This is a genomic window from Kitasatospora sp. NBC_01302 (assembly GCF_035976515.1).
Lineage (GTDB): Bacteria > Actinomycetota > Actinomycetes > Streptomycetales > Streptomycetaceae > Kitasatospora.
Window position 1 is genome coordinate 17378 of the sequence record NZ_CP108404.1, and the last position, 25334, is coordinate 42711.

Annotated in this window: 23 protein-coding genes; 11 read left to right on the forward strand and 12 right to left on the reverse strand. The window is 71.0% G+C overall.

Annotation, left to right across the window (positions count from 1 at the left end):
- Positions 1-17 precede the first annotated feature (17 nt).
- Together OG294_RS00095 and OG294_RS00100 are read left to right on the forward strand one after the other, a co-directional pair.
- Positions 18-1631, forward strand: a complete 1614-nt coding sequence (locus OG294_RS00095; RefSeq protein WP_327064268.1) for a CocE/NonD family hydrolase — start codon at positions 18-20, stop codon at positions 1629-1631.
- 132 nt (positions 1632-1763) lie between these two features.
- Entirely contained in the window at positions 1764-2864 is a 1101-nt protein-coding gene (locus OG294_RS00100) for a quinone oxidoreductase family protein (protein ID WP_327064269.1), read from the forward strand.
- Between the two features lie 156 nt (positions 2865-3020).
- Here the strand turns inward: OG294_RS00100 and OG294_RS00105 are convergent, their stop codons facing one another.
- Positions 3021-3560: a hypothetical protein gene (locus OG294_RS00105; RefSeq protein WP_327064270.1), complete on the reverse strand. Its 540-nt coding sequence runs from the start codon at positions 3558-3560 to the stop codon at positions 3021-3023.
- A 691-nt stretch (positions 3561-4251) separates the two neighbouring features.
- Here OG294_RS00105 and OG294_RS00110 point away from each other — a divergent pair.
- Together OG294_RS00110 and OG294_RS00115 are read left to right on the forward strand one after the other, a co-directional pair.
- On the forward strand, positions 4252-4536 hold the full coding sequence (locus OG294_RS00110; protein WP_327064271.1) for a hypothetical protein: 285 nt from the start codon (positions 4252-4254) through the stop codon (positions 4534-4536).
- A 71-nt stretch (positions 4537-4607) separates the two neighbouring features.
- The gene (locus OG294_RS00115) at positions 4608-4796 is read left to right on the forward strand and encodes a helix-turn-helix domain-containing protein (protein ID WP_327071403.1); all 189 of its coding nucleotides are present in this window, start codon (positions 4608-4610) and stop codon (positions 4794-4796) included.
- A 98-nt stretch (positions 4797-4894) separates the two neighbouring features.
- On the opposite strand, the gene OG294_RS00120 is transcribed toward OG294_RS00115, so the two are convergent.
- The 7 genes from OG294_RS00120 to OG294_RS00150 form a co-directional block, all read right to left on the reverse strand.
- Positions 4895-6082, reverse strand: coding sequence for a hypothetical protein (locus OG294_RS00120; protein ID WP_327064272.1), 1188 nt, complete (start codon positions 6080-6082; stop codon positions 4895-4897).
- 92 nt (positions 6083-6174) lie between these two features.
- Positions 6175-6540 (reverse strand): hypothetical protein, encoded by a 366-nt coding sequence (locus tag OG294_RS00125; protein ID WP_327064273.1) that lies wholly within the window; start codon positions 6538-6540, stop codon positions 6175-6177.
- Positions 6541-7134: 594 nt separating this feature from the next.
- The gene (locus OG294_RS00130; RefSeq protein ID WP_327064274.1) at positions 7135-7323 is read right to left on the reverse strand and encodes a hypothetical protein; all 189 of its coding nucleotides are present in this window, start codon (positions 7321-7323) and stop codon (positions 7135-7137) included.
- Positions 7324-7587: 264 nt separating this feature from the next.
- A complete protein-coding gene (locus OG294_RS00135; RefSeq protein WP_327064275.1) occupies positions 7588-8436 on the reverse strand; it encodes a helix-turn-helix domain-containing protein in 849 nt (282 codons plus the stop codon).
- 38 nt (positions 8437-8474) lie between these two features.
- Entirely contained in the window at positions 8475-9002 is a 528-nt protein-coding gene (locus OG294_RS00140) for a DUF6879 family protein (RefSeq protein ID WP_327064276.1), read from the reverse strand.
- On the reverse strand, positions 8956-9237 hold the full coding sequence (locus tag OG294_RS00145) for a hypothetical protein (protein ID WP_327064277.1): 282 nt from the start codon (positions 9235-9237) through the stop codon (positions 8956-8958). Before OG294_RS00145 ends, OG294_RS00140 begins: the two co-directional genes overlap by 47 nt.
- Before the next feature lie 260 nt (positions 9238-9497).
- On the reverse strand, positions 9498-9731 hold the full coding sequence (locus OG294_RS00150) for a dTMP kinase (RefSeq protein WP_327064278.1): 234 nt from the start codon (positions 9729-9731) through the stop codon (positions 9498-9500).
- Between the two features lie 142 nt (positions 9732-9873).
- On the opposite strand from OG294_RS00150, the gene OG294_RS00155 reads away from it, so the two are divergent.
- The 7 genes from OG294_RS00155 (at position 9874) to OG294_RS00190 (ending at position 21632) form a co-directional block, all read left to right on the forward strand.
- Positions 9874-12300, forward strand: coding sequence for a SpoIIE family protein phosphatase (locus tag OG294_RS00155; protein WP_327064279.1), 2427 nt, complete (start codon positions 9874-9876; stop codon positions 12298-12300).
- Between the two features lie 382 nt (positions 12301-12682).
- The gene (locus tag OG294_RS00160; protein WP_327064280.1) at positions 12683-13000 is read left to right on the forward strand and encodes a hypothetical protein; all 318 of its coding nucleotides are present in this window, start codon (positions 12683-12685) and stop codon (positions 12998-13000) included.
- Between the two features lie 527 nt (positions 13001-13527).
- Entirely contained in the window at positions 13528-13947 is a 420-nt protein-coding gene (locus tag OG294_RS00170) for an STAS domain-containing protein (RefSeq protein ID WP_327064281.1), read from the forward strand.
- Complete coding sequence (locus tag OG294_RS00175) at positions 13944-16139, forward strand: GAF domain-containing SpoIIE family protein phosphatase (RefSeq protein WP_327064282.1); 2196 nt, start codon at positions 13944-13946, stop codon at positions 16137-16139. The genes OG294_RS00170 and OG294_RS00175 overlap by 4 nt, the downstream gene beginning before the upstream one ends.
- A 141-nt stretch (positions 16140-16280) precedes the next feature.
- Entirely contained in the window at positions 16281-20438 is a 4158-nt protein-coding gene (locus tag OG294_RS00180) for a SpoIIE family protein phosphatase (protein ID WP_327064283.1), read from the forward strand.
- On the forward strand, positions 20438-20752 hold the full coding sequence (locus OG294_RS00185; RefSeq protein ID WP_327064284.1) for an STAS domain-containing protein: 315 nt from the start codon (positions 20438-20440) through the stop codon (positions 20750-20752). Before OG294_RS00180 ends, OG294_RS00185 begins: the two co-directional genes overlap by 1 nt.
- 133 nt (positions 20753-20885) lie before the next feature.
- Positions 20886-21632, forward strand: coding sequence for a DUF6193 family natural product biosynthesis protein (locus OG294_RS00190; RefSeq protein ID WP_327064285.1), 747 nt, complete (start codon positions 20886-20888; stop codon positions 21630-21632).
- Positions 21633-21659: 27 nt separating this feature from the next.
- Here the strand turns inward: OG294_RS00190 and OG294_RS00195 are convergent, their stop codons facing one another.
- The 4 genes from OG294_RS00195 to OG294_RS00205 all read right to left on the reverse strand — a co-directional run bounded on the left by OG294_RS00195 (position 21660) and on the right by OG294_RS00205 (position 25321).
- Positions 21660-22193 (reverse strand): hypothetical protein, encoded by a 534-nt coding sequence (locus tag OG294_RS00195; RefSeq protein ID WP_327064286.1) that lies wholly within the window; start codon positions 22191-22193, stop codon positions 21660-21662.
- 188 nt (positions 22194-22381) lie between these two features.
- Positions 22382-23200, reverse strand: a complete 819-nt coding sequence (locus OG294_RS00200) for a class I SAM-dependent methyltransferase (protein WP_327064287.1) — start codon at positions 23198-23200, stop codon at positions 22382-22384.
- A 163-nt stretch (positions 23201-23363) separates the two neighbouring features.
- Positions 23364-23609 (reverse strand): transposase, encoded by a 246-nt coding sequence (locus OG294_RS40965; protein ID WP_442789090.1) that lies wholly within the window; start codon positions 23607-23609, stop codon positions 23364-23366.
- 890 nt (positions 23610-24499) lie between these two features.
- Positions 24500-25321 (reverse strand): lipase family protein, encoded by an 822-nt coding sequence (locus OG294_RS00205; protein ID WP_327064288.1) that lies wholly within the window; start codon positions 25319-25321, stop codon positions 24500-24502.
- Between the last annotated feature and the right edge of the window lie 13 nt (positions 25322-25334).

Sequence of the window (25334 nt, forward strand, 5' to 3'; positions counted from 1 at the left end):
GAACCGAGGAGGCCCCGATGTCCGCTGCAGCCCAGATGACGATCGAGAAGGACGTGCCGGTCCCCACCCGCGACGGCACCGTGCTGCGCGCCGACGTGTTCCGTCCGGCGCAGCCGGGCCCGCATCCGGTCCTGATGGTGCACGGCCCGTACGGCAAGGACATCCACTTCGCCGACTTCAACGCGCACGCCTACGACCTGATCGACGAGCACGGACCCCAGATGACCTGGGAGACGCCGAACCCCGAGTGGTGGGTGCCCCGCGGCTACGCCGTGGTCCGGGTCGACCAGCGCGGCACCGGGCACTCCGAGGGGAGGATGGCGCTGTTCTCGCCCACCGAATGGGAGGACTACTACGACGCGATCGAATGGGCCGGGGTGCAGGAGTGGAGCACCGGCAAGGTGGGGCTGCTGGGCATCTCCTACTACGCCATCGGGCAGTGGCACGTCGCGGCGCTGCAGCCGCCGCACCTGGCCGCGATCGTGCCGTGGGAGGGCGCGATCGACATCTACCGCGACTGGTCGCACCACGGCGGCATCCTGAGCAACCAGTTCACCGACGAGTGGTGGACCCGTCAGATCACCGGCAACCAGAGCGCCCTGCCCGCCGGTGCGCCCAACCCACAGCGTGCCGTGGAGGGCAACGCCGAGCTGCCGACCGAACTCCGCGAGCACGCGTTACGGAAGACGTACTACCTGGCCCGCGAGGTCGACCTCTCGAAGATCACCGTGCCGGTGCTGTCGTCGGGCAACTGGACCAGCTACCAACTGCACCTGCGGGGCAACGTCGAGGGCTACCTCGGCGCGGGCTCCGAGCACAAGTGGCTGGAGATCCACGAGGGCAACCACTTCACGCCCTTCTACACCGAGGAGAGCCGGCTCTACCAGAAGCGCTTCCTGGACCGTTTCGTCGCCGGCGACGAAACGGCCTGGCAGGACGAGCCGCCGGTGCGCCTGACCATCCGTGACCCGCGCGGGTCCTTCGTGCGCGCCGAATCCGAGTGGCCGATCGCGCGCACCGCCTGGACCCGCCTGTACCTGGACGCGGAGCGCGGCGCGCTGGGCGCCGAGGCACCCGGCACCGAGGCACGCGTGGACTATCCGGCGCCCGCAGGCGGTGTCACGCTGTTCACCGCCCCGTTCATCGAGGACGTCGAACTCACCGGCCCCTCCGCACTGCACGTGTGGGTCAGCGCGGACACCGAGGACATGGACCTGTTCGTGACGCTGATCGACATCGACTCCGAGGGCAAGGAGGTGACCTTCGAGGACGCGTCGGGCATCGGGAACCGCGGCCCGGTGGTGAAGGGCTGGCTGCGGGTCTCGCACCGCGAGCTCGACGAGGCCCGGTCCAAGCCCTACCGTCCGGTGCACCCCCACGACACCCGCAGCCCGCTGACGGCCGGGGTCCCGGTCGAGGCGGCGGTCGAAATCCTGCCCACCAGCAGGGTCTTCGCGGCGGGCCACCGACTGGGGCTGGTGATCCAGGCCGCCGACCGCACCGATCCCACCCGGTTCCGGCACAACAACCCCGTCGACCGCGCTCCCTTCACGGGTACCAACACGGTGCACACCGGCGGCCGGTACCCCTCGTACCTGCTGGTGCCGGTGATCCCGCCGAAGGAATCCTGAGCCTGCGGAACGACCCCTGAACCTGCCGAGGCGCTCGACCGCACGGTCGGCACGGCCGAGCGCCTCGCGCAGAGCAACCTCCAGGCCGAGTACCGGCCGGTCCCTCCATCGGAACATCGGAAAGGCCCGCTCATGACCACCGACAGCCAGTTGCCCACCACCACGAAGGCGGTTCGGGTCTTCGAACACGGCGGACCCGAGCAGTTGGTCCATGCCGACTACCCGCTCCCGCCACTGGGCCCCCGCGATGTCATGGTCGCCGTCGACACCGCCTCGGTCTCGGGCTGGGACCTGAAGTACCGCTCGGGGCAGCTGTCCGGGGAGCGGCTGCCCGGCCGGCGCGCGCTGCCGATGCCCCAGCAACTCGGCCGCGAGGCCGCGGGCACCGTCGTGGCGGTGGGAGACGAGGTGGCCGGGTTCCGGCCGGGGGATCCCGTCGTCGGTGTGGTGCACCCGGAGAATCCGTACGCGTCGCAGACCTACCGGGGCCTGGGCAACCTGTCGACCGGAGTCGACGTGCCCGGCCACGCCGGTCTCGGCTCGTACGCGCAGTACCTGGTGCGTGATCAGCGGCTCTGGCTGCCGCTGCCGGCACACGTCGACCTGGAGCAGGCGGCGGTGCTGCTCTGGCCGTACGCGACCTCGCACCGCCTCGTTCTGGACCGGCTGCGCGTGCGGCTCGGTGAGACCGTGCTGGTGTGCGGCGCCTCCGGAGGGATGGGGGAAGCCACCGTCCGCCTGGCCCGGATGGCCGGCGCCCGGGTCGCCGTGACGACCCGGCATGCCGACAAGGCCGGTCTCTTGAAGGAGATGGGCGCGGACCACGTGGTGGTCACCGCCGATCGGGCGGCGGCTGCGGCCGAGCTGCGGGACTGGACCGCCGGGACCGGGTTCGACCACGCCGTCGACTTCACCGGTGACGCGGACCTCTTCCGACTGGCGGTCGACGCCTTGCGGTTGGGCGGCACGGTCTGTCCGGCGGCCGGCAACCAGCGCACGGGCGGGTACCTGCCGCTCACGATGAGCGATCTCACCCGCCTGGAGATGACGGTCGTCGGTGTGCGCGGTGCCCGCCATCGCGATGCCCTCGAAGTCCTGGATCTGCTGGCCCGGGGGCTGATCGGCATCCGGATCGCCGCACGCTTTCCTCTGTCCCAGGCCAACCGGGCACACGCGCTGCTGGAGAACAGCACCGACCTCGTGGGCCGGGTCGTCCTCAAGCCGGGGTCGTGACGCTCTGCGGGAAGTGCAGGAGCCGGGGCTGCGCCGGCCACCGCGGCGGCGCCGTCCTGACGTCCTGACGTCCTGGCACGGGCTCAGCCGGGCTTGCTCAGGGCTCCGGTGTCGCCGCTGGCCCCGATCAGGTCCCGTGTGCTGCGTGTTGAACCCTTACGGCCGGGTCCACGGGATCTGGTTCACGTTCGGCCAATCGTTGCACCCAGCGTAGGGACCAGCAGTCTCCGAGCCGTTGCCGTAGTAGTGCTGCGAAGACCACGCGGCGCATCCGCTGTAGTCGAGCTCAGCACCCGCACGCCACGAGTCCGGGCTGGCATTGTGAATGGGCACCAGGATTGAGTCCACCACGTAGCCCTGGGTGGCGGTGGTGTACGCAGTCGAGAAGCTGAGCGGGTCGACCGGAGCGCCACCTTGGTACCCCGCGGAGGCGATCGCGACCCGGACGACCGAGTTGGGGTGCGCCTTGACGAACGAGTAGTTCCAGATCCACTCCGCCAGCACGTCCCCGCAGCCGTTGTAGATCTGGGAGATGTTTCCGGCCGTCATGCCGTAAGCCGTGTAGTTCTGGGAGTCGCCGACCTGCTCTGCGTTGCAGGAGGTGGTGGCAAGAGCCGCGGCGTTGGCGGTGCCTGCCGTTCCGACGCCCATGGTCAGGGCTGCCGCTGCGGCGGTGGCGATGGTGCGAATTCGCATAGAAGGTCCCCCTTGGGTATGAATGAGCCTCTGCTGGGTTGCGGGCCAGTAGGAATCCTGGTGATCGACAGGGCGTTCAGTCCATAAAGTTGATCGAACGGTTATCCGACGCTTCCGTGCCGTGCGCCAGCGGCCCTGAACTGGTAAGGGGCCGCAAACCGGATCCACCCCGCGCTGGACACCGGGCCGTTCAGAGTGCAACGCGCCCACTGCAACACACCCAGACAGCCCTCCAGGAGGGGTGCAAACCCTCACTCCGATGAGCTGGCCCTTCTCACGCAGCATCATCTACGGGTCCCAGCAGATGGCGAAAAGAACTCAAGGCCAGCTGACGTCCCGATGGTGCAGCCCGGGAGAGCACTCGGCCCGTTGCTTCCCGGCCCCCCTTCGCCCCGGTTGCGCAGCCGACGCCGTAAGGGTGTCCGGACCCCCTCCGCCGGGACCAGCTGATCCAGATCCAGAGCCCGGCCGGAGGGATCCTTGCCACCGAGGAGATCCTGCTTCCACTCGGCCGGCGCACGGTCCTCGTCTTCGGCCCACCGGGCCTGGCTGCTGGACAACCGCGGACTGCCGGCAAGCGAGCAGCCCCGGTTGGCAGCTGCCTGACCAGCGTGCATACCGGGATTCTGACGGCTCGTGACATTTTTTCTCTCCGATGTAGACGTTTGGCGCCGCCATTCGACTTCTGGGCATGAGGCATCAATCCCAACTCCCCGGGTGGACCCCGGCAGTGCCGTTCGTGGCACTGGGCCACCCGTCGTGGATCATGCTGGTCCTTCCCGGGGTACTGGCCGTGGTGGTGCGGCAGTTGGCCGAATGGCAGCGCCGCCGCACCCTGGTCGCGCTGGTCGAACGGTCGACGCTCGGCACCGTCGTGGAACAGGAGAGCGGGATGGGCGGGCCCGGACGGCGGGTCCAGGTCGGCACAGAGCCGACCAGCGGCACACCGGCTGCGGGTGAGGGGGCGCACGAGTGACAGTGACCAGGCGTATTGCGGCGGACGTCAGCGAGGCGGTCTCGGTGCTGTTCAGGGCCACGTACACGGAGGTGCTGGCCGACACGGAGGTGCTGACCGGCGACCGGGACAGCACGCGGGACGTGGTCCAGATGACGGTGTACCGCCTCATCCACAGCGGTGAGCTGCCGGCCGTCCGGGTCGGCCGGGCGTTACGGGTGCCCGCACAGGCCGTGCTCGACTACGCCGCCGTCAGGGACACCGCCCGGCTCACGACCTGACGGCACCGAGCGCCCCGCGGGGTCTGCGGCCTGTGACACGGTCGCAGACCCCGCGGGTTCCCGCACCCGTCGGCGGCGGACGGCCGTGTCGGCCCGAGCTACCGGTTCCATCCTGGTGGCGGGCTGTAGACGACGGTTTCCTGCAGTTCGGCCAGGCGGGCTTCGACAGCACCGGCCGGGTGCTGGGCACCGACCGTGCGCAGGACGATGGCCAGGCGCCGGCCCAGTTCGCCCAGGTGCGGCTCGCCGTCCTCCAGGGCCTGCCAGCAGGCCAGTGCGTTGCGGGCGGCGAGTCTGACCGTCTCCTGGCGCGGGCTTGTCCACTGCAGGCGGTGCTCGCAGGTGGCCAGCCACCGGTCGGCGGCGCGGGCGCCGCCACCGGCGGCAGTCGCGACAGTGGCCTGGACCTCCAGCACGTCCCCCATCGACGGGGTGGCGCGCCCCTGCGAGCGCAGAACAGCGTGTTCCCAGTGGGCCGCGAGCTCGGCGGCGGTGTGGTGGTGGCCGGCGCGCAGCGCGCGGGCGATCGCGGGCCGCGGATCGTCCACCGGCTCGCCGCTCGGCGCTGGCGGCGCGGTGGGCGCCGCCGCGGCCGGCCGGGGCCGGGGCAGTTCGACGGCGACGGGCTCGGCCGGGGTGAGCAGCACGGTGCCGCGTTCCAGCCGGGCCTGGCCCGCAGCCAGCGGGTGCAGGTGGGCCAGGTGCTGGCGGTCGGGGGTGTTGCGAAGCAGCTCGCTCAGGGCTCGGGTGTAGGCGGGCGCCTGGCGCGGGCCGCGTTTGATCGGCGGGGCGACGGCCCCCCATCGGGCGACGTGCGCAGGCAGGGCGAGGTCGGCGTCGCACATCGGCAGGCAGGAGGGATCGGCCACCAGGTCGAGGATCACCGTGGTGGTGGCGGGCCGGCGGTCGGCGAGCTCGCGGGCGATCCAGGCCCAGGGCAGGGCGGTGCAGCGGATCGTGGTCTCGGTGGTGCGGGCCAGGGCAAGGTGCACCAGATGCTGGCGGTGGTCGCGGGTGAGCTGGCCGCAGATGTAGAGCAGCAGCGGGCCCCGGACGGCGGCAGCGCTTCGCAGGCGGGCCAGGACGGCCTGCGGCTCGGCCGGGTCGAGGAGTTGGACCAGGTCGGCGGGCCCGCGCCAGTGGGGCAGCAGGCTGCGCACGGGCACGTTCGCCATCGCGATCGCGCCCGGTTCGGGGTCGAGCAGCCGTCGGCGGCTGCGCTGGGGGGCTGCGGCCAGTAGCAGCACCTGGCCCCGCACTTCCTGGTCCTCCCCGGTGATCGTCATACCGGCACAGTAGCGCCGGCCTGTGCCGGGCGGCGCAAACGGCCAGGGTCCGGACCGTGCGGACGGTCCGGACCCTGGCCTGAAGGCGAGGGTCAGGGCGTGTGGGCGGCTCCGACCCGGACACTCTGGACGGTGCTGGTCATCACGGGGCTGGGATTGCTGGTAGTGGTACCGGAGCCGTGGCTGCCGACGCCGAACAGCAGCAACAGGATCAACAGGGCCACCCCGCCGCCACCGCCGGCAACGGCGACCGTCGTGCCGCTGATCTGCCGGGTGTGGGCCCGCACGTACGTGCCATCGGCCCGGGTGTGGCTGCGAACGGGAACGGTGAAGGCGCCGTCGGCGGCAGTGGCGCGGCCACCGACTGCAGCGGTCCTGCCGTTGACCTTCCGGGTATGGGCCCGCACGTACGTGCCATCGGCCCTGCGGTGGCCGCGAACAGGAACGGTCTTGGTCATGACTCCCCCAGGAGGGTTGTTGAGTGCTCCCCGCACAACCGCCGAGTACAGCACCCACCACTGACAACTACGGCTGCGTTGAAGTGAGTTGGACCCTGACCTGCACATTTGGACAAGTGTTCGCACATGACAGGGGCCCGCACCCCCGGAGACGAAGGCGCGGGCCCCTGGGGCGGGACGGGGTCAGCCGATCGGTCCGGCGGTGGGTGGGCCCCTGGGGCAGCAGCCGGTACACCCCGCCGAACTTCTCCAGCAAGGAGGTCCAGGCTCCCCCGTGCCCGGGCGCTCCAGTGTCCAGCTCGGCGTAGGACTGCTCGACGGCCAGCAGCACGGGGCAGACCGCGCCGCACTCACTCGCCGTCACGCACACCGAGGTCCAGCGACAGGCCGACCGCCTCAGCGGCGGGCTGCCCTTCCTCCCGGGCACGGTCCAGGGCGGCCGCTCCTCCCCCTCCTCCTCCCCCTCCCCCTCCCCCTGCTCCTGCTGCCGGCGGCGGCGGGCCTCGTCGCTCTCCTCCAACCGCCGACGGTGCTGCAGATCGGCCTCAACGACCGGGCCGACAGGGGCCGGCTCTTCGACGGCGAAGGAGCCGCTCACGGGTCCACTCCGCCGGGCCCCGGTTCGCGGGTGACGGTCGGGCCGCGGTCCTCCAGCCCCCACCCGCGCAGCGCGGTGCGCACCAGGCGCCGGGCAGCCGAAGCGGACTGCGGCTCGTACAGCAGCAGCGCCCTGGCGGCGTCGGCGACCGGGGGCCGCGTCGGGGTCTCGACGGTCGTGGTCACCGGGCGCCTCGCACCCGCCGGCGCCGCCCCGGCGCGGCCGCAGCCGGAACCGGTGGGCGAGGTATGGGGTGCGCGGCCACGGCGGGTACTCCGCTCTCTCGTCGGCGGTGACGGCTGCGCCCACCCGACGGGGGGGCAGGCGGGCGCAGCGGCCCCAACTCGCCCGCCGGGGTCCGGGGGTCCGGTCCGTCACGGCGGGCGACGGTTCGACGGTAGGGAGTAGCGGCGGGGGCCTTCAACGAGGTTGCGCCATCTTGCGCGAAGTCACCCGAGAGTGGCTATCGCCGCTGTGATCAGATGACGGGCCCCGGCTCCGTGGACGGCCATGGACGCCAGGTCGGTGAAGGTGCGCACGTAGTCGGCGATCTCGCGCGGCTGGGTGATCCGCAGATAGCCGGAGGTCAGCTCGACGGCCGCCTCCGCCTCGTCGAACAGGTAGAAGTCCTCGACCGGCAGGTGCGGCCGGTCGGGCCCGGTCGGGATGACGCCGACGCTGACGAACGGGCTGGAAGAGACGGCTAGCAGCTGGCCGAGCTGAGCCGCCATCGTCTCCGAGTCGCACACCGCGGCGCGCAGCACCCACTCCTCGATCAGCAGGCCGAAGCGGTGCCGGCCGGAGAACAGCATCCGCTGGCGCTCCAGCCGGGCCTCCATCGCGTCGGCGACGTCGTCGACTTCGACGCGGGCGCGAAGGATCGAGCGCAGGACTGCGGTGGTGTATTCGGGGGTCTGCACCATGCCCGGCATGACGCGGCTGGCGTAGACGCGGAACAAGCCGGTGCGGCGGTAGAGGGCGGCCACGAACTCCTGGGCGGCGCGCAGCCCGCTGCTCTCCATGCGGCGCCACTCGGTGTACATGGAGTCGACCGCGCGGGCGGCGGCGATCAGGTCGGGGACCTGGTCGCCGGCACCGCAGGCGATGCACCAGGCGCGCAGGTCGTCCTCGGACGGGGCGGACTTGCCGCTCTGGATCCGGGAGGTCTTGGCAGGGTGCCACCCGCAGCGGGCGGACAGCTCGTCACCGGTCAGGCCTGCGTCCTTGCGCAGGCCGACCAGGCGGTTGGCGAGCGCCTTGCGCGCCTCGATGACGCTGGACGACGGGGACGACGACATGGTGCTGGCTGCCCGGGGGGTGGTGGTGGACGGGTTGATCAGACGGCGTACCGGGCGTGCGGGACAGCCCGGTCCCAGACCGCCTCGAAGGCGCCGGTCACCATCTTCACCACGGCCGGATCCGCGGTGACCTCGTGACCGGCCCACTGGCCGTCACCGGTGAACCAGTGGAACAGAACCAGGCCCCCGTCGACCAGCCACAGGTCGTTGCCCGGCAGCGCGAGGTCGGAGGCCTTCGACCTGGGCAGCCAGCGGACCTGTTCACCGAGCGCGACGTTGTGCCGCTCGGTGATCGCGTGCTCCCACCGGATGTAGGCGGTCACCGGCTCCGAGACGATCCGAGCCCGGCGCATCACCACCCCGCGGCCGACCGTCTCCTGCACCAGGGCAGCCCAGGAGGTGTACTCCTCCGGCAGGTCATACGCCTCGGGCCGGTCCACCGGGAGGCCGGCTCGCCAGTCGGCGAACACCGGGTCGTCCATGTAGGTGTCGCGCATCTCCAGGTGGCAGGCGGAGCGCTCAGCGCTCCTCAGCAGGGCGCCAAAGTCCGGAACGCTCGGCTTCATCGCGCACCTTTCGCAGGAACGGGATCATTCGGACCGGGATCCGGATGACGCCTTCGTAGTCCGGGACGCCGGTGAGGTGGCCCTCCACCCACTCGGTTTCGCTGATCACGCGGTACATCTCCATCTCGGGCAGCCAGCCCGGAATGACGATCTCCGCCTTCTCGTCCTCCAACCACACGGTCGGAGACCCACCGTTGGGCGTGTCCGGGTCGATGCCCCTGAACCGTAGTGCCATGACCGCTCCTTGTGCCAAGCCGGTTGCGGATCCTTGCGCCTCCACCGTTCCGCTCGGCTGACGCACCGTCAAGAGCACGCGGGCGCAGCCGGGCGGCCCGGGCCCCACGTCCCCCGGGGTAAGAACTTCCGGCCCCGGGCCCACGGGTCGGATCGGGTGTCTACCTGGCGGGAAGGGCGATGGACCGTTCCAAGGCCCGCTGTGCGAGCGGAATGAACGAGAAGCCCCCCTTGGCTGAGGCCGGCGTCGGTGCGGATCCACTACTGAGTCTCATTGGTCGTCGGGGAGGTGCGGCTGTGGTCGAGGGCGATGCGGGTCCATCGCCGAAGCTGGAAGATGATCTCGGTGGCGCGCTGGTGACCGTTGGCCAAAAACGGCAGGACCATGAGGGCGGGCACGACAGCCATGGTGACCAGGATCATCGGGCACAGGGCGAGTGCGACGAGAACGGTCCGCTGACAGGCCGCCAGGTGGCGGGTGAGTGCGTGGTACATCTTCTGCCTTTCGCTGCGGGGTCGTTGGGCCTTCCCCTAGGCTCCCAGTAGGGAGTGGCGTTGCGCACGGTGGTACGGGTTGCCGAGTGGCGGCACGCGTTGCCAAGTGGCGGCAACGCGTGGGCAGCCACAGGGAGTGATCTTGTTAGAGAAGTGGCTACCGCCACCGGAACCGGTGGAGCCGGGGCAAGCTCTCGAACCGGCAGTCGAGGCGTTCACCCAGTTCCTGAGCGAGCTGTTGCGAGCCCTCGCGCCGACATCGATCACCCGGTACGCAGCGCGCTGCAACCGCGACAAGGGCTCGGTCTCGCGCTATCTGAGTGGCCAACGCATCGCGCCTCGGGATTTCGTCGATGATCTCCTGCGCCATGTCGCCGAGAAATACGGGCGACCGGTGACGCCCGAGGTTCAGGAACAGGCGTACCGACTGCGGATGGCGGCTCTGTCCGTTCGGAGCAAGTCGGGACACGAGGTTGAGGTGCTCCGCGAGCGGCTGGGTGCGGCTGAGCGCGAGCTTGCCCGGGCGGGCCTGCGGGAGCGGACGTTGTTGAAGGCGTTGCAGGACGCGGAGCAGCAGGCCTACCGAGCGGAGCAGCGGTACCGGCAGTTGGAGGCTGACCTGGCCGTTGGTCAGCCCGACAGCCTGGTTGTCATCGAGCGCGTCCAGCTGTCAGGGGCAGCCGGCGGGCTGCGCGACGAGTTGTCTGGGCTGCTGTCCGAGGTGGAGGGGCTCCGTGAGGAGCTGGCGCGTGCCCGGGACCTGAAGGGCCAGAGCGAGGACAGGTGCCTGCGCCTCGAGGAGCAGTTGCTGGGGTTGGAGGCTGAATTTGATGCGCAGCGTGCGAGTTGGGCCGAAGGTCAGATCTCTGACGCCGCACTGACTCGTCTGGCACTGCTCAGCGATGTGGGCGGCAGGGTCGGCACCACCTTGGATCTGGGTGCCACTGCCCGTGAGCTGAGCGAGATGCTGCTCTCCCTCGCTGACCTCGTCTGCGTCGACCTGCTGGAACGGCTCTTCTGGGAGTCGAACCTGCCCACCGACCCGCCGGACAGCGACTCGCTGCTGAGGCGGATGTCCTATACCTGGGATACCAAGTCCGGAAACTGGGGCGAGGTCCTGCAGAACGGCACGCTTCCCTTGGTGCCCGCGAGTACGGCGATCGGTCTGGCCCTGCGGAGCGGCCAGGAGGCGCTGGTCCCAGTGATCAGCGAGGACCTGGCGGAGGATTACGCGGTCGCGCTCGGCGGCGACACCAGTCTGGTCCCCCTTGTGGCTGGCTGCTCGGTCGTGGCGCTGCCGCTTTCCGCCCGCGGCATCATGCTCGGCGTCGTGCATCTCCTGCGGCTTCCTGGCAAGGCTCCCTTCGCACAGCCGGATGTCTCGCTCCTGCGGGAAGCGGCCGATCGTGCCGCGCTCTCGTTGGACAATGCTCGGCTCTACCTCGCCGGCTCCGCAGAATTCCGCGCTGCGGAGCAGCGGGGGCAGATCATCGGTGAATACCAGCGCGCGCTATTGCCCTTGTGGCTGCCCCAGCCCAGCGGCGTGCGTTTGGCTCACCAGTACCTTCCTGGCCAGTCAGAAGAGATTGTGGGCGGCGACTGGTACGACGCGGTCCCGCTGCCCGGCAACCGGGTGGCACTCTTCGTCGGCGACGTGATGGGCCACTCGCTGACCTCGGTGGCTGTGATGGGCCAGCTGCGGACCAGCGCGAGGACCCTGGCCGCCCTCGACCTGCCGCCACACGAAGTGCTCTACCACCTGGATGAGCTGGCCCAGAGTCTCGGCCGGGAGCACCACCTGGCCACCTGCGTGTTCGCCGTCTACGACCCGATCGCCAACCGGATCGTGTTGGCCAACGCCGGGCACATGCCGCCCGTGCTGATCCATCCCGACGGACGGGCCGAGCTGCTCGAACAGCTCCCTGCGGGCGCGCCGATCGGGGTCGGCGGGGTGGACTTCGTCTCCCAGGAGCTGGAGACACCGCCCGGCTCGGCGCTGCTGCTTTACACCGACGGGCTGGTGGAGACCCAAGATCAGCCGCTCTCGGTCGGTCTGAAGCGGTTACGGGACCGGCTCTCCGGGGCGAATCAGCTCACTCCCGAGCGACTCTGCCACGAGGCGCTGCAGATCCTGCAGTCCAGCGACCGCGGCGACGACATCGCCCTGCTCGCCGCAGCCTTCGACGGGATCCCGGCCAACGACGTCGCCTACTGGTACCTCCAGCCGCGCAACGAGACCCCGGGCCGGGCCCGCCGGCTGGCTGGCCGCGCGCTGCGCCGCTGGGGGCTAGACGAGCTGGCCGAGGACACCGAGCTGATGATCAGCGAGCTGGTCACCAACGCCGTCCAGCACGCCAAGAAGCCCATCACCCTGCGTCTGGTCCGCACCTTGGTGCTGCGCTGCGAAATCGGCGACGACAGCCCCCAACTGCCCCGCCGCCGCAGGATCGGCCCGGACGAGGAACGCGGGCGCGGCCTCGAACTGGTCGCCAAATGCGCCGACTCCTGGGGCTCCACCCGCCTGGGCGGCGGCAAAATCGTGTGGTTCGAACAGCGGCTCCCCCACTGACATGGTGTCAGCGCTTCCTTCCTGGTCCGCCCGCGCCTCTGCTCTCATGGCCGACAACAGCCGGGCACGATGGCGCAACGCAGGCAGGCGGCGCCCGCCCGCAGCGGCGGTTGCGTCACAGCCGGTACTGGGCCGTCTCGTGACCTGCGACAGCAAAACGTCGCAGGTCACCGCGCGACGAGACGGTGACGACGGCTTCCTCTCACGCTCAGCTGCAGCAGCCCCGCCACGCGCAGGGGAAGGCACCCATCCCCTCCAGGGCACAGCACGCGCCAGCTGCTGGCGCGGCAACGAACAAGCTGCTGGATGACGGCGCGGCAGGGCGGATAAAGTCATGCCCGGTATGTCGCCGGGGAAGAGGTCCGCAGCGAGGAGTCGGCTCGTGTCCACCTACGGGATCATCAGCCTCTACCGCATGGTGGAGCAGCTGGAAGGATCGATGTCCGCCCTCAGGGTGCTGATCGACGGCGCGGTCGCGGGCAGGATCCGCGTCGGAACACGGGTGGAATTCCCGGTCGCGCCCGGGACCCACCTGGTGCGACTCTCCTGGTGGGGCGGGATCGGCAGCGCCCCGCTGGTCCTCGACGTGCCGCCCGGCAGTCGCCACCAGCTGCTGGCACGGAGCGTCGGCCTGCGGGATTCGCGCTTCCGTCTGGGCCGTTCGATCAGCCTGACCGTGATCTCCTCGTCCGGGGCCTGACGGCAGACACAGCCGGCCCCGCGGGCCGAGGCCCCCGACGCGCCACCACTGACTGACACTGTCTGCCGCAAGCAGCGGCGGTGAGCCGACTGCAGAAGAGGGCGTCCCCGCTGGATCGCACCGGTCCGGTGGCCGGTAGCGTGGGGATCTTCGCCGGGTGCGCTCCTGCGGAATCCTCGAAGGCAGACGCCGATGACCGACATGCACGCTCTACGTGCGAAGGCTCGCCTCGACGCGGCCATGGAGGGCCTCGCAGTCTTCCGCGGGGTGACCGCTCACCCCGAGGAGGCCAACTGCGAGTGCCACTGGGGCAGCGCGGAGGAGCTTGCCCTCCTCAAGGTGCCGGACGTGAGGCTCGATCCCGACCTCCTCCGGCGGACCTGGCAGCCTTCGGACTGGCGCGACCACGCCTCAACGAGCAGACCTGGTCCTGAAATCCCTGCTCGTCTCCGCCGGCGCCTCCGGTGCTTCTACGATGAGTGCAGGCCGCCCGCGCGGCCGGTCACGGAACGAGAAGGAGAGTGTCGGTGTTCAACGCGCACATGGGCAGGGTCGGGCTGGGCGTCGTCGTGCTGGCGCTGGAGGGCGAGTTGGACTACCACAGTGTCGTGCAGGTCGACGAGGCCCTTGCCGCGGTGCAGGAGGACGGCCCGGTCAACGTGCTCATCGCCGACTGCGCCGCGCTGGACTACTGCGACTCCACCGGCGTCTCGGCCCTGATCCGGTGCTATACGGCGGTCCAGGGGGCCGGCGGGTCGTTCCGCATCGCCGAGATTCCCGCGAACTTGGGCCGGATGTTCGAGATCACCGGCCTGAGCTCGCTCTTCACCTGCCATGACACCGTCGCCGCCGCGCTGAAGGACGTCGCCGCGCAGGCCGGGGACGGGTCGGACGAGGCCGGCGCCGCCGTGCCGTCGGAGCTGACCGAGGAAGGGCAGTGGCGATGACCGCGAGCGACGAGGCACCCCATCGTTCGGCGGTCCACCACCGCGGGGGTCCTGCGGGAGGGCAGCGGGATCTCCGAGGGCTGTTCGGCGAGTCGATTGCCGCCTTCGCCTCCCTCGCCGGTCCGGCCCACGTGCTGGAGAGCGCGAATGCCGCCTTCTTCGACGCGATCGGGGGCGACGCGCGCCGCCGCACCGGCATCGCCATCGCTGACCTGGTGCCGGAGCTCGCCGACCAGGGCTTGATCGCCTTGCTCAACTCCGTCTACCGCACCGGCAGGGCCCATACCGAGCGCGATGCCCGCATCCTCCTGGGCCCCGAAGGAGAAGTCCGGGAACGGTATTTCGACTTCACCTACGAGCCGCGCCGCGACAGTGGCGGCAACGTCGTCGGAGTCACCGTCGTCGGTGTGGACATCACCCAGGTCAAGCACGCGCAGCGGCTGGCCGCCGAGCACCGGGCCCTGCTGGAGCAGATCGCCCGGGACGCTCCGGTGGAGCAGGTCCTGGACGGCATGGCCCGGGCGATCGAGGAGTCGACGCCGGGTGTCCTGGTCTCCGTGCTCCTCGCGGATCCGGACGGCCGCCGCCTGCGGCACGGTGCCGCGCCCAGCCTGCCGGCCTTCTACAACGAGGCCATCGACGGGATCGCCACCGGTGAGGGCGTCGGGTCGTGCGGAACGGCCGCGCACCGGCGCGAGCCGGTCATCGTGACCGACATCGCCACCCACCCGTTCTGGGACGACTTCCGGGACCTGGCGGCCAAGGCCTGCCTCGCGGCCTGCTGGTCGACCCCGATCATGGGGCGCGACGGCGAACTGCTCGGCACCTTCGCCATGTACCACCGCTCGCCGCGGGCTCCTCAGGAGGCGGACCTGGCGCTGAGCGCCGTGTTCGCGGGCACCGCGGCTCTGGCCGTGGAGCGCCATCGCGCCGAGGTGGCCCGCTCGGCGGCGGAAGCCAGCGAGAAGGCGGCCCGCGACGGTCTCGCCTTCCTGCTCGACGCCGGCACCGCCGTGTCCCAGGACCTCGACTTCACCCAGAGCCTGCAGCGGCTGGCGCGCCTGTGCGTCCCGGTGCTCGCCCCGCTCTGCGCGATCGACGTGGTCGACCAGGGGCGGCTGCGGCGGATCGCCACCGCCGGCGTGGACGCAGCCGGCGAGCGGGTCCTGGCCTCGCACACGCCCGTGTACGACGCCGAGAACACCGTGGCGCGGGTCCTGGCCTCGGGCACCACCGAGGTCGCCCGCCGTCCGCCGACCGGCCCTGGTCCCTGGAGCGATCTCGCGGTCACTGGCTACCTGTGCGTCCCGCTGCTGGACCGCGGGCGCCCCTTCGGCGCCCTCACCCTGCTGACGAACAATCACTACACCCTCGACGGACACACGGTGGCCCTCGCCGAGGAGCTCACCCGCCGCGCCTCCCTGGCAGCCCGCAACGCCCGCCAGTACACCGCCCGGGTGCAGCTCTCGCGCGACCTGCAGGCCGGACTCCTGCTGCCCGACCCGCCGGACGTGCCGGGCGCCCGGATCGCCACCCACTACCGTCCCGCCGGCGAGGGCCTCGACGTGGGCGGGGACTTCTACGACGTCTTCCCGATCGCCGACGGCCGGTGGGCCTTCATGATCGGCGACGTCTGCGGGCGCGGGGCGCTGGCCGCCACCACGACCGCGCTGGTTCGCAACACCGCCCGTGCCGTCGCCCGCCTCGTGCCGGACCCGCCCGCTGTGGTGTCCGCGGTGAACACCGCCCTCCTGGAGCGCCCCCGCAGCCATGGCACCGGCTTCGTGACCCTGGTCTACGGCGAGCTGCGGCCGGCCGGCGACGGCCTCGCCGTCAGCCTCGTCCGTGCCGGTCACGTCGCCCCGCTCCATCTGCGCACCGGCGCCCGGGTCGAGGAGGTCCAGAGCGAGGGGATGCTCCTCGGAGTCGATGCCGGCCTGCGGCTCCAGGCCGCGCAGTTGCGCCTGCAGCCGGGCGAGAGCCTCGTGACGGTCACCGACGGGATCACCGAGGCCCGCTCCGAGCACGGGGTGCTCTTCGGCGAGCAACGCCTCGCCGCCGCGGTGGCCGCCGCCCCTCCCGGCGCCGGCGCCGACGTCGTCCTGGAGAGCCTGGTCTCGGCGATGCGGGCCTTCAGCGACACCGCAGCCGAGGACGACGACCAGGCAGTGCTCGTCATCACCGCCGAGTGAGGGGCGCCCCGTCGGCCGCAGCCGGCGGGGTCCGTGCGTCACAGGGATCGCGGTGCGTCCGACGTCGGCACCGTAGAGTTCGAACGGGTGTGCTTCAGGTGCCGATGGGCAGTGGCCGCTCGAGGGAGAGGACGGGATCGGATGGGGCAGCCTGAGGGCGCGGAGCACCGAGCACCGGCGGTGGCCGGGGTCGATGTGTTCGACGGTGACCACGAGGTCGGCCGTGATCTCGCCAGGGTGGACTGGGCCGCGACCGCGCTGGGCGTCCCGTCCGGCTGGCCGCAGAGCCTGCGCACGGCGGTCAGCATCCTGCTCTCCTCCCGGTTCCCGATGTGGATGGCCTGGGGAGAGGAGCTGACGTTCTTCTGCAACAGCGCCTACCGGCGCGACACCCTGGGCCACAAGTACCCCTGGGCGCTGGGCCGGCCGGCCAGCCAGGTGTGGGCGGAGATCTGGAGCGACATCGGTCCGCGCATCGACACCGTTCTGACCACGGGACAGGCGACCTGGGACGAGGCACTGCGGCTGTTCCTGGAACGCTCGGGATATCCGGAGGAGAGCTACCACACGTTCTCCTACAGTCCGCTGCGCAACGACGACGACCGCGTGGTCGGCATGCTGTGCGTGGTCAGCGAGGACACCGAACGGGTCATCGGCGAGCGGCGCATGGCGACCCTGCGCGACCTCGGGTCCGACCCCAGCGTCGTTCGCACCGAGCAGCAGATGCTCGCCTTCACCGCCCGGCAGCTGGACCGCAACCCGTACGACCTTCCCTTCACCCTGACCTACCTGTCCCAGGGCGACGGCTCCGCCCGCCTCTCCAGTACGACGGGAATCCCAGCGGGCCACACCATCGCCCCTGCGGTCCTGCCGGCCGACGGCCCGGCGACGCTGTGGCCCTTGGCGGCGGTACGCCGCGGAGAGCCGGTCCTGCTGACGCTCGGCGGCCCCGCGTTCGCCGACCTGCCCACCGGCGGCTGGACGGAGGCGCCCACCCAGGCGCTTGTCCTGCCCTTGCTGCAGCAGGGCGGCGCGCCGTACGGCTTCCTGGTGGCCGCACTCAACCGTTACCGGGCGCTGGACGAGGGGTACCGCGGATTCCTCGAACTCGCCGCCGGGCACGTCGCGGCCGGTATCGGCAGCGCCCGCAGCTACCAGGCCCAGCAGAAGCGTGCCGACGAACTCGCCGAGCTCGACCGGGCCAAGACCGCGTTCTTCTCCAACATCAGCCATGAGTTCCGCACGCCGCTGACCCTGATGATGGGTCCGCTGGAGGAACTGCGTGGCCGGCTCTCCCCGGTCGACCCGCAGCTGCGGGCCGAGTTGGACGCGATGCACCGCAACGGCCTGCGCCTGGGCAAGCTCGTCAACACGCTGCTGGACTTCTCCCGCATCGAGGCCGGCCGGATGCAGGCCGCCTTCGAGCCCGTCGACCTGGCCGCGGTGACCGCCGAGCTGGCCAGCGTCTTCCGCTCCGCCGTCACCAGGGCCGGCCTGGCCTTCGAGGTGGACTGCCCGCCCCTGGCCGAGCCGGTGCACATCGACCGGGGTATGTGGGAGAAGATCGTCCTCAACCTGCTCAGCAACGCCCTCAAGTTCACCTTCGAAGGCTCGATCCGCGTCGCCCTGCGCCGCGAGGGGGAGCACGCGGTCGTCACGATCGCCGACACCGGCATCGGAGTGTCCGAAGGCGAGATGCCGCGCCTGTTCGAGCGCTTCCACCGCATCGAGAACGCGCGCTCGCGCTCCAACGAGGGCAGCGGCATCGGGCTGGCCCTGGTGCAGGAACTCGTCGAGCTGCACGGCGGGACGATCACCGCCCGCAGCACGGAGGGACAGGGCACGGCCTTCACCATCCGTCTGGCGCTGGGCCACGCCCACCTGCCCGCCGACGCGCTCGTCCCGGCCGGGCGCTCCGAGGGGTCGGCCGCCGCCCCGTACATCGCCGAGGCTCTGCGCTGGCTGCCGGGGGACGATTCTGCCGGCGCCACCGAGGGCACGACCGACGCACCGGGCGGACAGCCGTCCGAACCGGCCGCCCCCGCGCGCGTGCTGGTGGCCGACGACAACGCCGACATGCGCGAGTACCTCGGCCGCCTCCTGCGGGGCGCCGGCTACCACGTCGAGCCCGTCCCGGACGGCCAGGCCGCCCTGGAGGCCATCCGCACCCGGGCGCCCGACCTCCTGATCAGCGACGTCATGATGCCCCGGCTGGACGGCCTGCAACTGGTCGCGGCCCTGCGCGCGGACACCCGCACCGCGGCCGTGCCCGTCCTGCTGCTGTCTGCCCGCGCCGGCCAGGAGTCCTCCATCGAGGGCCTCGACGCCGGCGCCGACGACTACCTCGTCAAGCCGTTCAGCGCCGCGGAACTGCTGGCCCGGGTGCGCACCAACATCGACATGGCCAGGCTGCGCAACCGCCACGCGCGCTGGCGCACGGCCCTGGTCGACTCCCTGCAGGAGGCGTTCTTCGTCTGCGACGAGCAGGGCGACGTCATCGAGATCAACTCCGCGTTCACCGACATCCTCGGTTACGGACCCCAGGGGCTGCCCTACCGCCGGCGCCACCCCTGGTGGCCCGACCCCGGCGTCGACCCCGAGGGCCATCGGCAGGTGGAGGACGCGTTCGCCCGACTCGTCGGCCAGGAACGCGGCAGCTGCACCATCCCCGTCACCCACCGCGACGGCCGTCGGCTGTGGGTGACGGCCGCCTTCAACCAGGTCCAGGACCCCGACACGAGCCGCCGCGTCATCGTCGGAACCTTCCGCGACGTCACCTCCGAGCGCCAGGCGACCCGGCGGGAGCTGGCCCTCGCCGCACTCAGCACGCGACTGGCGGAAGCCGCCAACCTGCCCGACGCCCTCGACGCGGCCCTGGCCGAACTGCGGCACGTGTGGCAGGCCGACGAGGTCCTCGCCGCGGTCTTCCCCGAGGGCGGCGAGCCGGTCCTGACCGCGACCGACCCGCAACTGGCATGGCGCGACCTGTCGGCGGCACGCCGCGACACCCTGGCCGCACTGCGCGAGCAACCCCCGCTCGCCCCGAGCGCCGGCCCGGCGGGCGGCGCCGGAATCGTCCTCGAACACCCGCAGGGGCCGCTGGTGCTGTGGATCGATCAGGGCGAACGGCGGTCCTTCACCGAGCAGGACCTGCTGCTGCTCTCCCTGCTGGCCGGACGGCTCGCTCAGGGACTCACCCGGGCCCACCAGATCGACCAGCAGCGTGAGACCGCGATCGCCCTGCAACGCTCGATCCTCGGCCCCTCCCTCCTGCCCCAGGGCTTCGCCGTACGCTACGAGCCGGCCGCCCGCCCGCTGGAGGTCGGCGGCGACTGGTACGACACCGTCGCCCTTCCGGGGGGCCGCATCGGCATCGTGGTCGGCGACTGCGTCGGCCGCGGCCTGAAGGCCGCCACCGTCATGGGCCAACTCCGCAGCGCCTGCCGCGCCCTGCTGCTCCAGGACCCCTCACCCGCACGGACCCTCACCGCCCTGGACCGCTTCGCCGCCGACGTCCCCGGCGCCATCTGCACCACCATCTTCTGCGGCATCCTCGACCCCGCGACCGGCCACCTGGTCTACTCCAGCGCCGGCCACCCGCCCGGCATCCTCGCCCACCCCGACGGCACCACCCGGCTCCTGCAGGACGGCCGGGCCCTTCCGCTGGCCGTCAGGGTCGGCCAGAACCGGCCCGAGGCCCACTGCGCCATGCCGCCCCGCTCCACCCTGCTGCTCTACACCGACGGCCTGGTGGAGCGGCGCCGCCGCCCCCTGAACGAGGGCATCGATCAGGCGAGCACCGCCGTCCAGGAGGGGCGTGCCACCCCGGTGGAGGACCTCGCCACCGCCATCATGAGCACCCTCGCCCCCGCCGGCGGATTCGACGACGACGTCGCTCTGCTGCTGTACCGGCACCCGGCCCCCCTGGACGTCTCCTTCCCGGCCGAGTCCGGGCAACTCGCCCCCGTGCGCAAGGCGCTGCGGACCTGGCTGGACCAGTGCGGGCTGCCCACCCACACCGTGCAGAACGTCCTGGTCGCGGCCGGCGAGGCCTGCGCCAACGCCATCGAGCACGGCCACCGCCATGCTCCCGGCGCCCGGATCCACCTGCGCGCCGCCGCCACCGCCGCCGATCTGCGGCTGACCGTCGCCGACACCGGCACCTGGAAAGTGCCCCAGCCCGAAGCCAACGCCCACCGCGGCCGCGGCGTTGCCCTGATGAACGCCCTGATGCAGCAGGTCACCATCACCCCCGGCATCGCCGGCACCGTCGTCGACATGCACACGAGGATCTCCTGATGACCACCGCACTCACCCTGACCCCCGGCCGTGACCCCGACGGCTCGACCGTGCTGCGCGCCGTCGGCGAGATCGACATGAGCAACGTCGACACACTTGCCGCCGCCATCGACGAGCAGGTCGCAGCCGCCACCCCGCTCGTCGTCGACCTCCGTGCGGTCGAGTACCTGGACAGCGCCGGCCTGACCGTCCTGTTCGCCCGTGCGCACCAGATCCACCTGATCACCGGCCCGCTCCTGGCACCCCTGCTCGCCATCTCCGGTCTGACGCAACTGACCACCGTCCACGGCCTCGGCGACGAACCCACGCGCTGAGCACCACCTCGGCGAATCGCGCGGGGGCGGTGCGGGGCAGACGGTGACTGGCAGATCCCGCCTTCCGCCTCCCCCTCTGGCCACCTCTGATGGCCGACCCCGCGCACCACACCGGCATGAGGATCGGAACATCATGAGTCGCGAACCGGACCCAGCCGTCCTCTACCCGGATGTGGCCGCCCACGGCAGCCTCGCTGCAGCACTCCGAAGCGAAGCCGCGGCCCAAGGCATGTCCCTTCCCCTGGCCGTCACCCCGTCCGATCCGCTGCGTCATGCCACGATCACCAGTGTCGTACCGCATCGCCACTCGTCCTACGTCGCGGCATGGCATCACGAGCGGAACTGGACCTTCTGGGGCTCGTCCAACAACAGGCTCATGATCTGCGGCAGCACCAAGGACATACGCGAGCTTCCCCAAGTGATCCGCGGCTGGGCCGAGGGGGCCGGCCTCGACGAGATCAGGAGGACCGCGACCTTCGACCTTCTGACCGGCCGTTTCGAGGTCCCCGACAACAACCCCGCCGACGTCATCGCCTCGGAGTGGCAGTGGCTGCTGAAGGACGCCGATCGCGCCGACTGGCCGCAGTACCAGGCCCTCATCGAGTCCGCCCATGCCGAACCGAAGCTCCGCAGGCTCTACCCCTACACCAGCCACTGGGCACTGGGTTTCGCCGAGAAGCCCGACGTCCCGTACTCCACCCCGTCCTTCGTCTCGATCGGCTCACCCTGGGGAACCGGCGACTACACCATCAGAGAGTGGTGGAACGGCCCCGACCTCCACCATGCCGCCACAGCCGCCGAAGCCATCGCCATCGCCGTCGACCGGATCCCCGCCGACCTGCTCCGGACGTCGTCCGATCAGCCTGCACGAGACTCCTGACAGCGCCACCATCGACCCGGAAGGTGGTCAGGACGCCAGCAGGACCCGTTTCCGCAACAGACCCAAAACCGGCCCGGCCGTACATCTGGCGTTGATCATGTTGATTCGGTCGACGTGGCCCTCGACGACGCCGGAGCTCCACGGCAGTGTCAGGCCGGCGCTGACGGCGGCGAGGGTGAACCGCAGCAAGGCCGCGTGCTCCAGGACGGTGATCAGCACGAACGCCGCCGAACGCACCCACGCGTCGTGCGCCTCCAACTGCGCGTAGTACGTGGGCATGCCCGCCTGGACCGCGGCCGAGACACGCCGTTCGAGGTCCTCGCCCGCCGAACAGCGCTCCGCCCGGGACCTCTCGCTGGTGCCCAGGTGCACCAGGAACCCCAGAGCCACCGCCTGCACCCCCGCCCGTTCCGAGCAGCTGAGCCGCACCAAGAGCGGCACCACCGGCGCGGCCGGGAGCAGGTAGCTGCCGGAGCGACTGTGGAAGACCAGGTCGAACAGGCGGTCGCCCCACTGGCGAGCCTCCGGGTAGTCCTCCGCGGCGGCCAGCCCTCGCAGCACATCCGGTATGGCGACCCGTCAGGGCGTGGGCGTCCTGGGTGTGCGGGACGGGCATGCCGCCGAGGCAGCATGCCGGCCGCAGTGCGGGGTGTGCGGGTTCAGCAGGGTGGGTTCAGCAGGGTGGGTTCAGCAGGGTGGGTTCAGCAGGGTGGGTTCAGCAGGGTCGAGGATGGCACTCCCCAACCGAGCTAAACGGTCCGACGGGTCAAGAAGAGAGTCGTGACGCAGGGCTCGACGACAGGTTCGCCGAGGCTCTCCGCAGCCTGTGCGATCTTGTCCAGGACCATCTCCCGTCGATGGGGCGGCAGATCGAGGAGGTGGGAGAAGGTCGCGAACAACCGGCGAATCTGTGCGGGGTTGAACACCGCCTCCCACCTGAGGGTCGTCACCTCCACGGGGCCGAATCTGTCGGCGGCGCGAAGGTCCGCGACGCGGTCCTGGATACGCAGGGCATAGGGAAGGTGACCGGTCCCGCGTTCCTTCTCCGGCAGGTGCCGGGCATGGATGCGTTCCACGTGGGCACGAAATGCCGTCGGGCGCTCGGGATCGCCGAAGGCCGTCCACCAGGCGGCCAGCCAGCCCTCCGGCTTGAGCGCATCCGCGATCTTGGGTACCGCAGTACAGGGATCGAGCCAGTGCAGGGACGTTGCCGCCACGGCGAGGTCATAGGTGGCGGGCTGAATCGGCACAAGGTCGAAGTCGCCCTCGGCAATGCTCAACGGCTTCCCATGGAAAGCCCCTCGCAGCTGACGGGCCATTTGTTCACCGAATTCCACCGCGTGGATTCGGGCGCCCCGGGCCAAGAGCTCCCCAGTCGCCTGGCCGGTTCCCGGTCCGACTTCCAGTACGTGACAGCCCGGCCCCAAGCCGCAACGTTCAGAGAGAATCTCATAGACCCGCGCCGGATAACCGGGGCGTCCGCGATGGTAGGCGCCGGCATCGGCATCGAATGTCCCACGAAGCCTGAGCCGCATCGCGGCCTCACGCTTCTTCGACTGTTCATGCACAATGCCACAGCCTACGGCGAGATTTCCCCGAAGCGGTCGCCGACCCGCCCTACCACGGCCACATCCTTCCCGGTGAACCGCACACCGCACACCCGCGCCCCGGACGGCGACACTGATCACCCCCGGCCCCGGGCACTTCAGCCCCGCGTGCCGCCCGGCGCGATCACGCCGGAGCACCAGCCGCCCGACCCGGTCGTCGTCCAGCGCGGTGCGGCCGCCGCCGGAACGGCCGAAGCGCCGCCGGCCGGTCATGTGCGGCGCGTGCCCGGAATCGGTATCCCGACGAGGATGACGTCGACCAGTTGCCGTACCGCTCGGGGACGTCCCGCCAGGGAATGCTCACCCGGAACCGCCACATGATCGCATCGAACTGCCGCCGCAGGTCCGGGATCGGCCCCGTCGCCGCCATCGGCAGGAAACGGCTCGACCAACTCCCACTCACTGTCCGTCAGATTCCCGCGCGTCATGCACTCGTTCTACCAGCCGCCACCCCGCCGAGGAACCCGAACCGGCCCAATCATGATCTGAATTCAGATCAGTCCCTAGCCGCGAACTCGACTACATTCAGTGATGCTCACTGGTCCCCCCAGGGCGGGCATTCCGGCGCGGCGACCCAGAACTGAGCGCACCGCCCCAAACGCTGTATGCAGTCCGCTGGACCCGACACCGCCGCATCAGGTTGCAGTAGCCATCGCTGAGCGTCGCCCCCGTTGCAAGCCCGACTGGAGGTTTGTTCTTCCTTGCTGGTCGCTGTTGATGCAGGCATCTGGACCGCCCTTCACGGAGCTTTCCCTGTCGAACGTGGCTGTTGCTCCTGGCGCAGGGCGCGCGTACGAACGCCAATTGGCGTTGCCCGCGTCGCAGGGGCCCGCCACAAGGCTCCCCGCTTTACCGAAGAGGGGGCTGCGGACGAGAATTCACCTAAGCGGACGACCAAGGGCGTTCTAGACGGGCAGGAGCTGCTTGCGGTGGCGCGAGGAGCTCAACGTGGACTCTGCCCCGGCCGGGGGCCGGAGCGGCTGTCAGCCGCAGCAGCCCACGGCGCCCTCGGCGGAGAACTGCGAGCCACCCTGGAAGGCCCTGCCGCCTCCGTCGCCGGTGACGGCCGCATGGTTGTTCCAATCGACGTGACCGATATTGTCACCCGGCGCGGCTGAGGCGGCAGTGCCGATGCCCAGACGCGGGACGACGGGCAGGTCCGACCAGGTCCGCGGCCAGGCCGGGCCTGTCGTCCTCGCAGCACCCGGGGACCGAGGTTTCGCGCGGCCGAGGGCGGTGGGGGGCAGTGGGGGGTGTCGGTCAGGGGAGGTTCTTCTCCAGCGCGGCGAGGTAGTTGTGCATGAAGTGGTCGCGGATGCCGGCGCTGGCGGGGGCGAAGGCGTCCGCGGTCAGGCCCTTGGCCCGGTCCGCCAGGCCGGCCTGCAGGGTCATGGAGTCGTGGATCCGGCCGGCCGAGTCGATGTAGCGCAGGTTGTCCACGTGGGTGTAGACGGGCTCGGGTGGCAGCTGCGGCACGATGTCGTTGTTGTTGACGAAGCGGTACATGCGGTCCTTGAAGCCCTTGTTGAAGGCGGCGGCGAGGATCCGGTCGCAGGTGCGGGGCTGGCCGAAGGTGTAGACGCCGTCCGCCTGCAGGCGGGGCTCCTCCAGGGACATCCGGGCGCCGGCGAGCATGGCCAGCGCGCCGCCGAGGCTGTGGCCGGTGAACCACACGCTCTGCCCTTCGGTGCGCAGCTCCGCCAGGGCGTCCCGGACGGACGGGAAGATCGACTCCAGTGCTTCGGCGAAGCCGTAGTGCACGTATCCGGTCTTCGCCGGGCCGGGCCACGGCGGCGTCTCGGCGTCCGAGAGCCAGTCGCGGATCTCCGCCGGCTGGGTGCCGCGGAACGCGGTGATGATCATGCGGTCGCCGGCCATGGTGTACGCCTGGGTGTCCTGCAACGGGAACGGCGGCGTGAAGCGGGTCTCGTGGTGGCGTACCTGGCCGAAGCCCCAGGACGCCGCCTGCTCCTCGATGGTGGCCCGGTCCTTGTAGGCCAGGTCACAGGCCCTGGCCAGCCAGTAGGCATGGGGAACGCTGTACCCCTTGGCGCCATGGTCGATCGTGGACGGTACGGGCATGGAGGAACCTCTC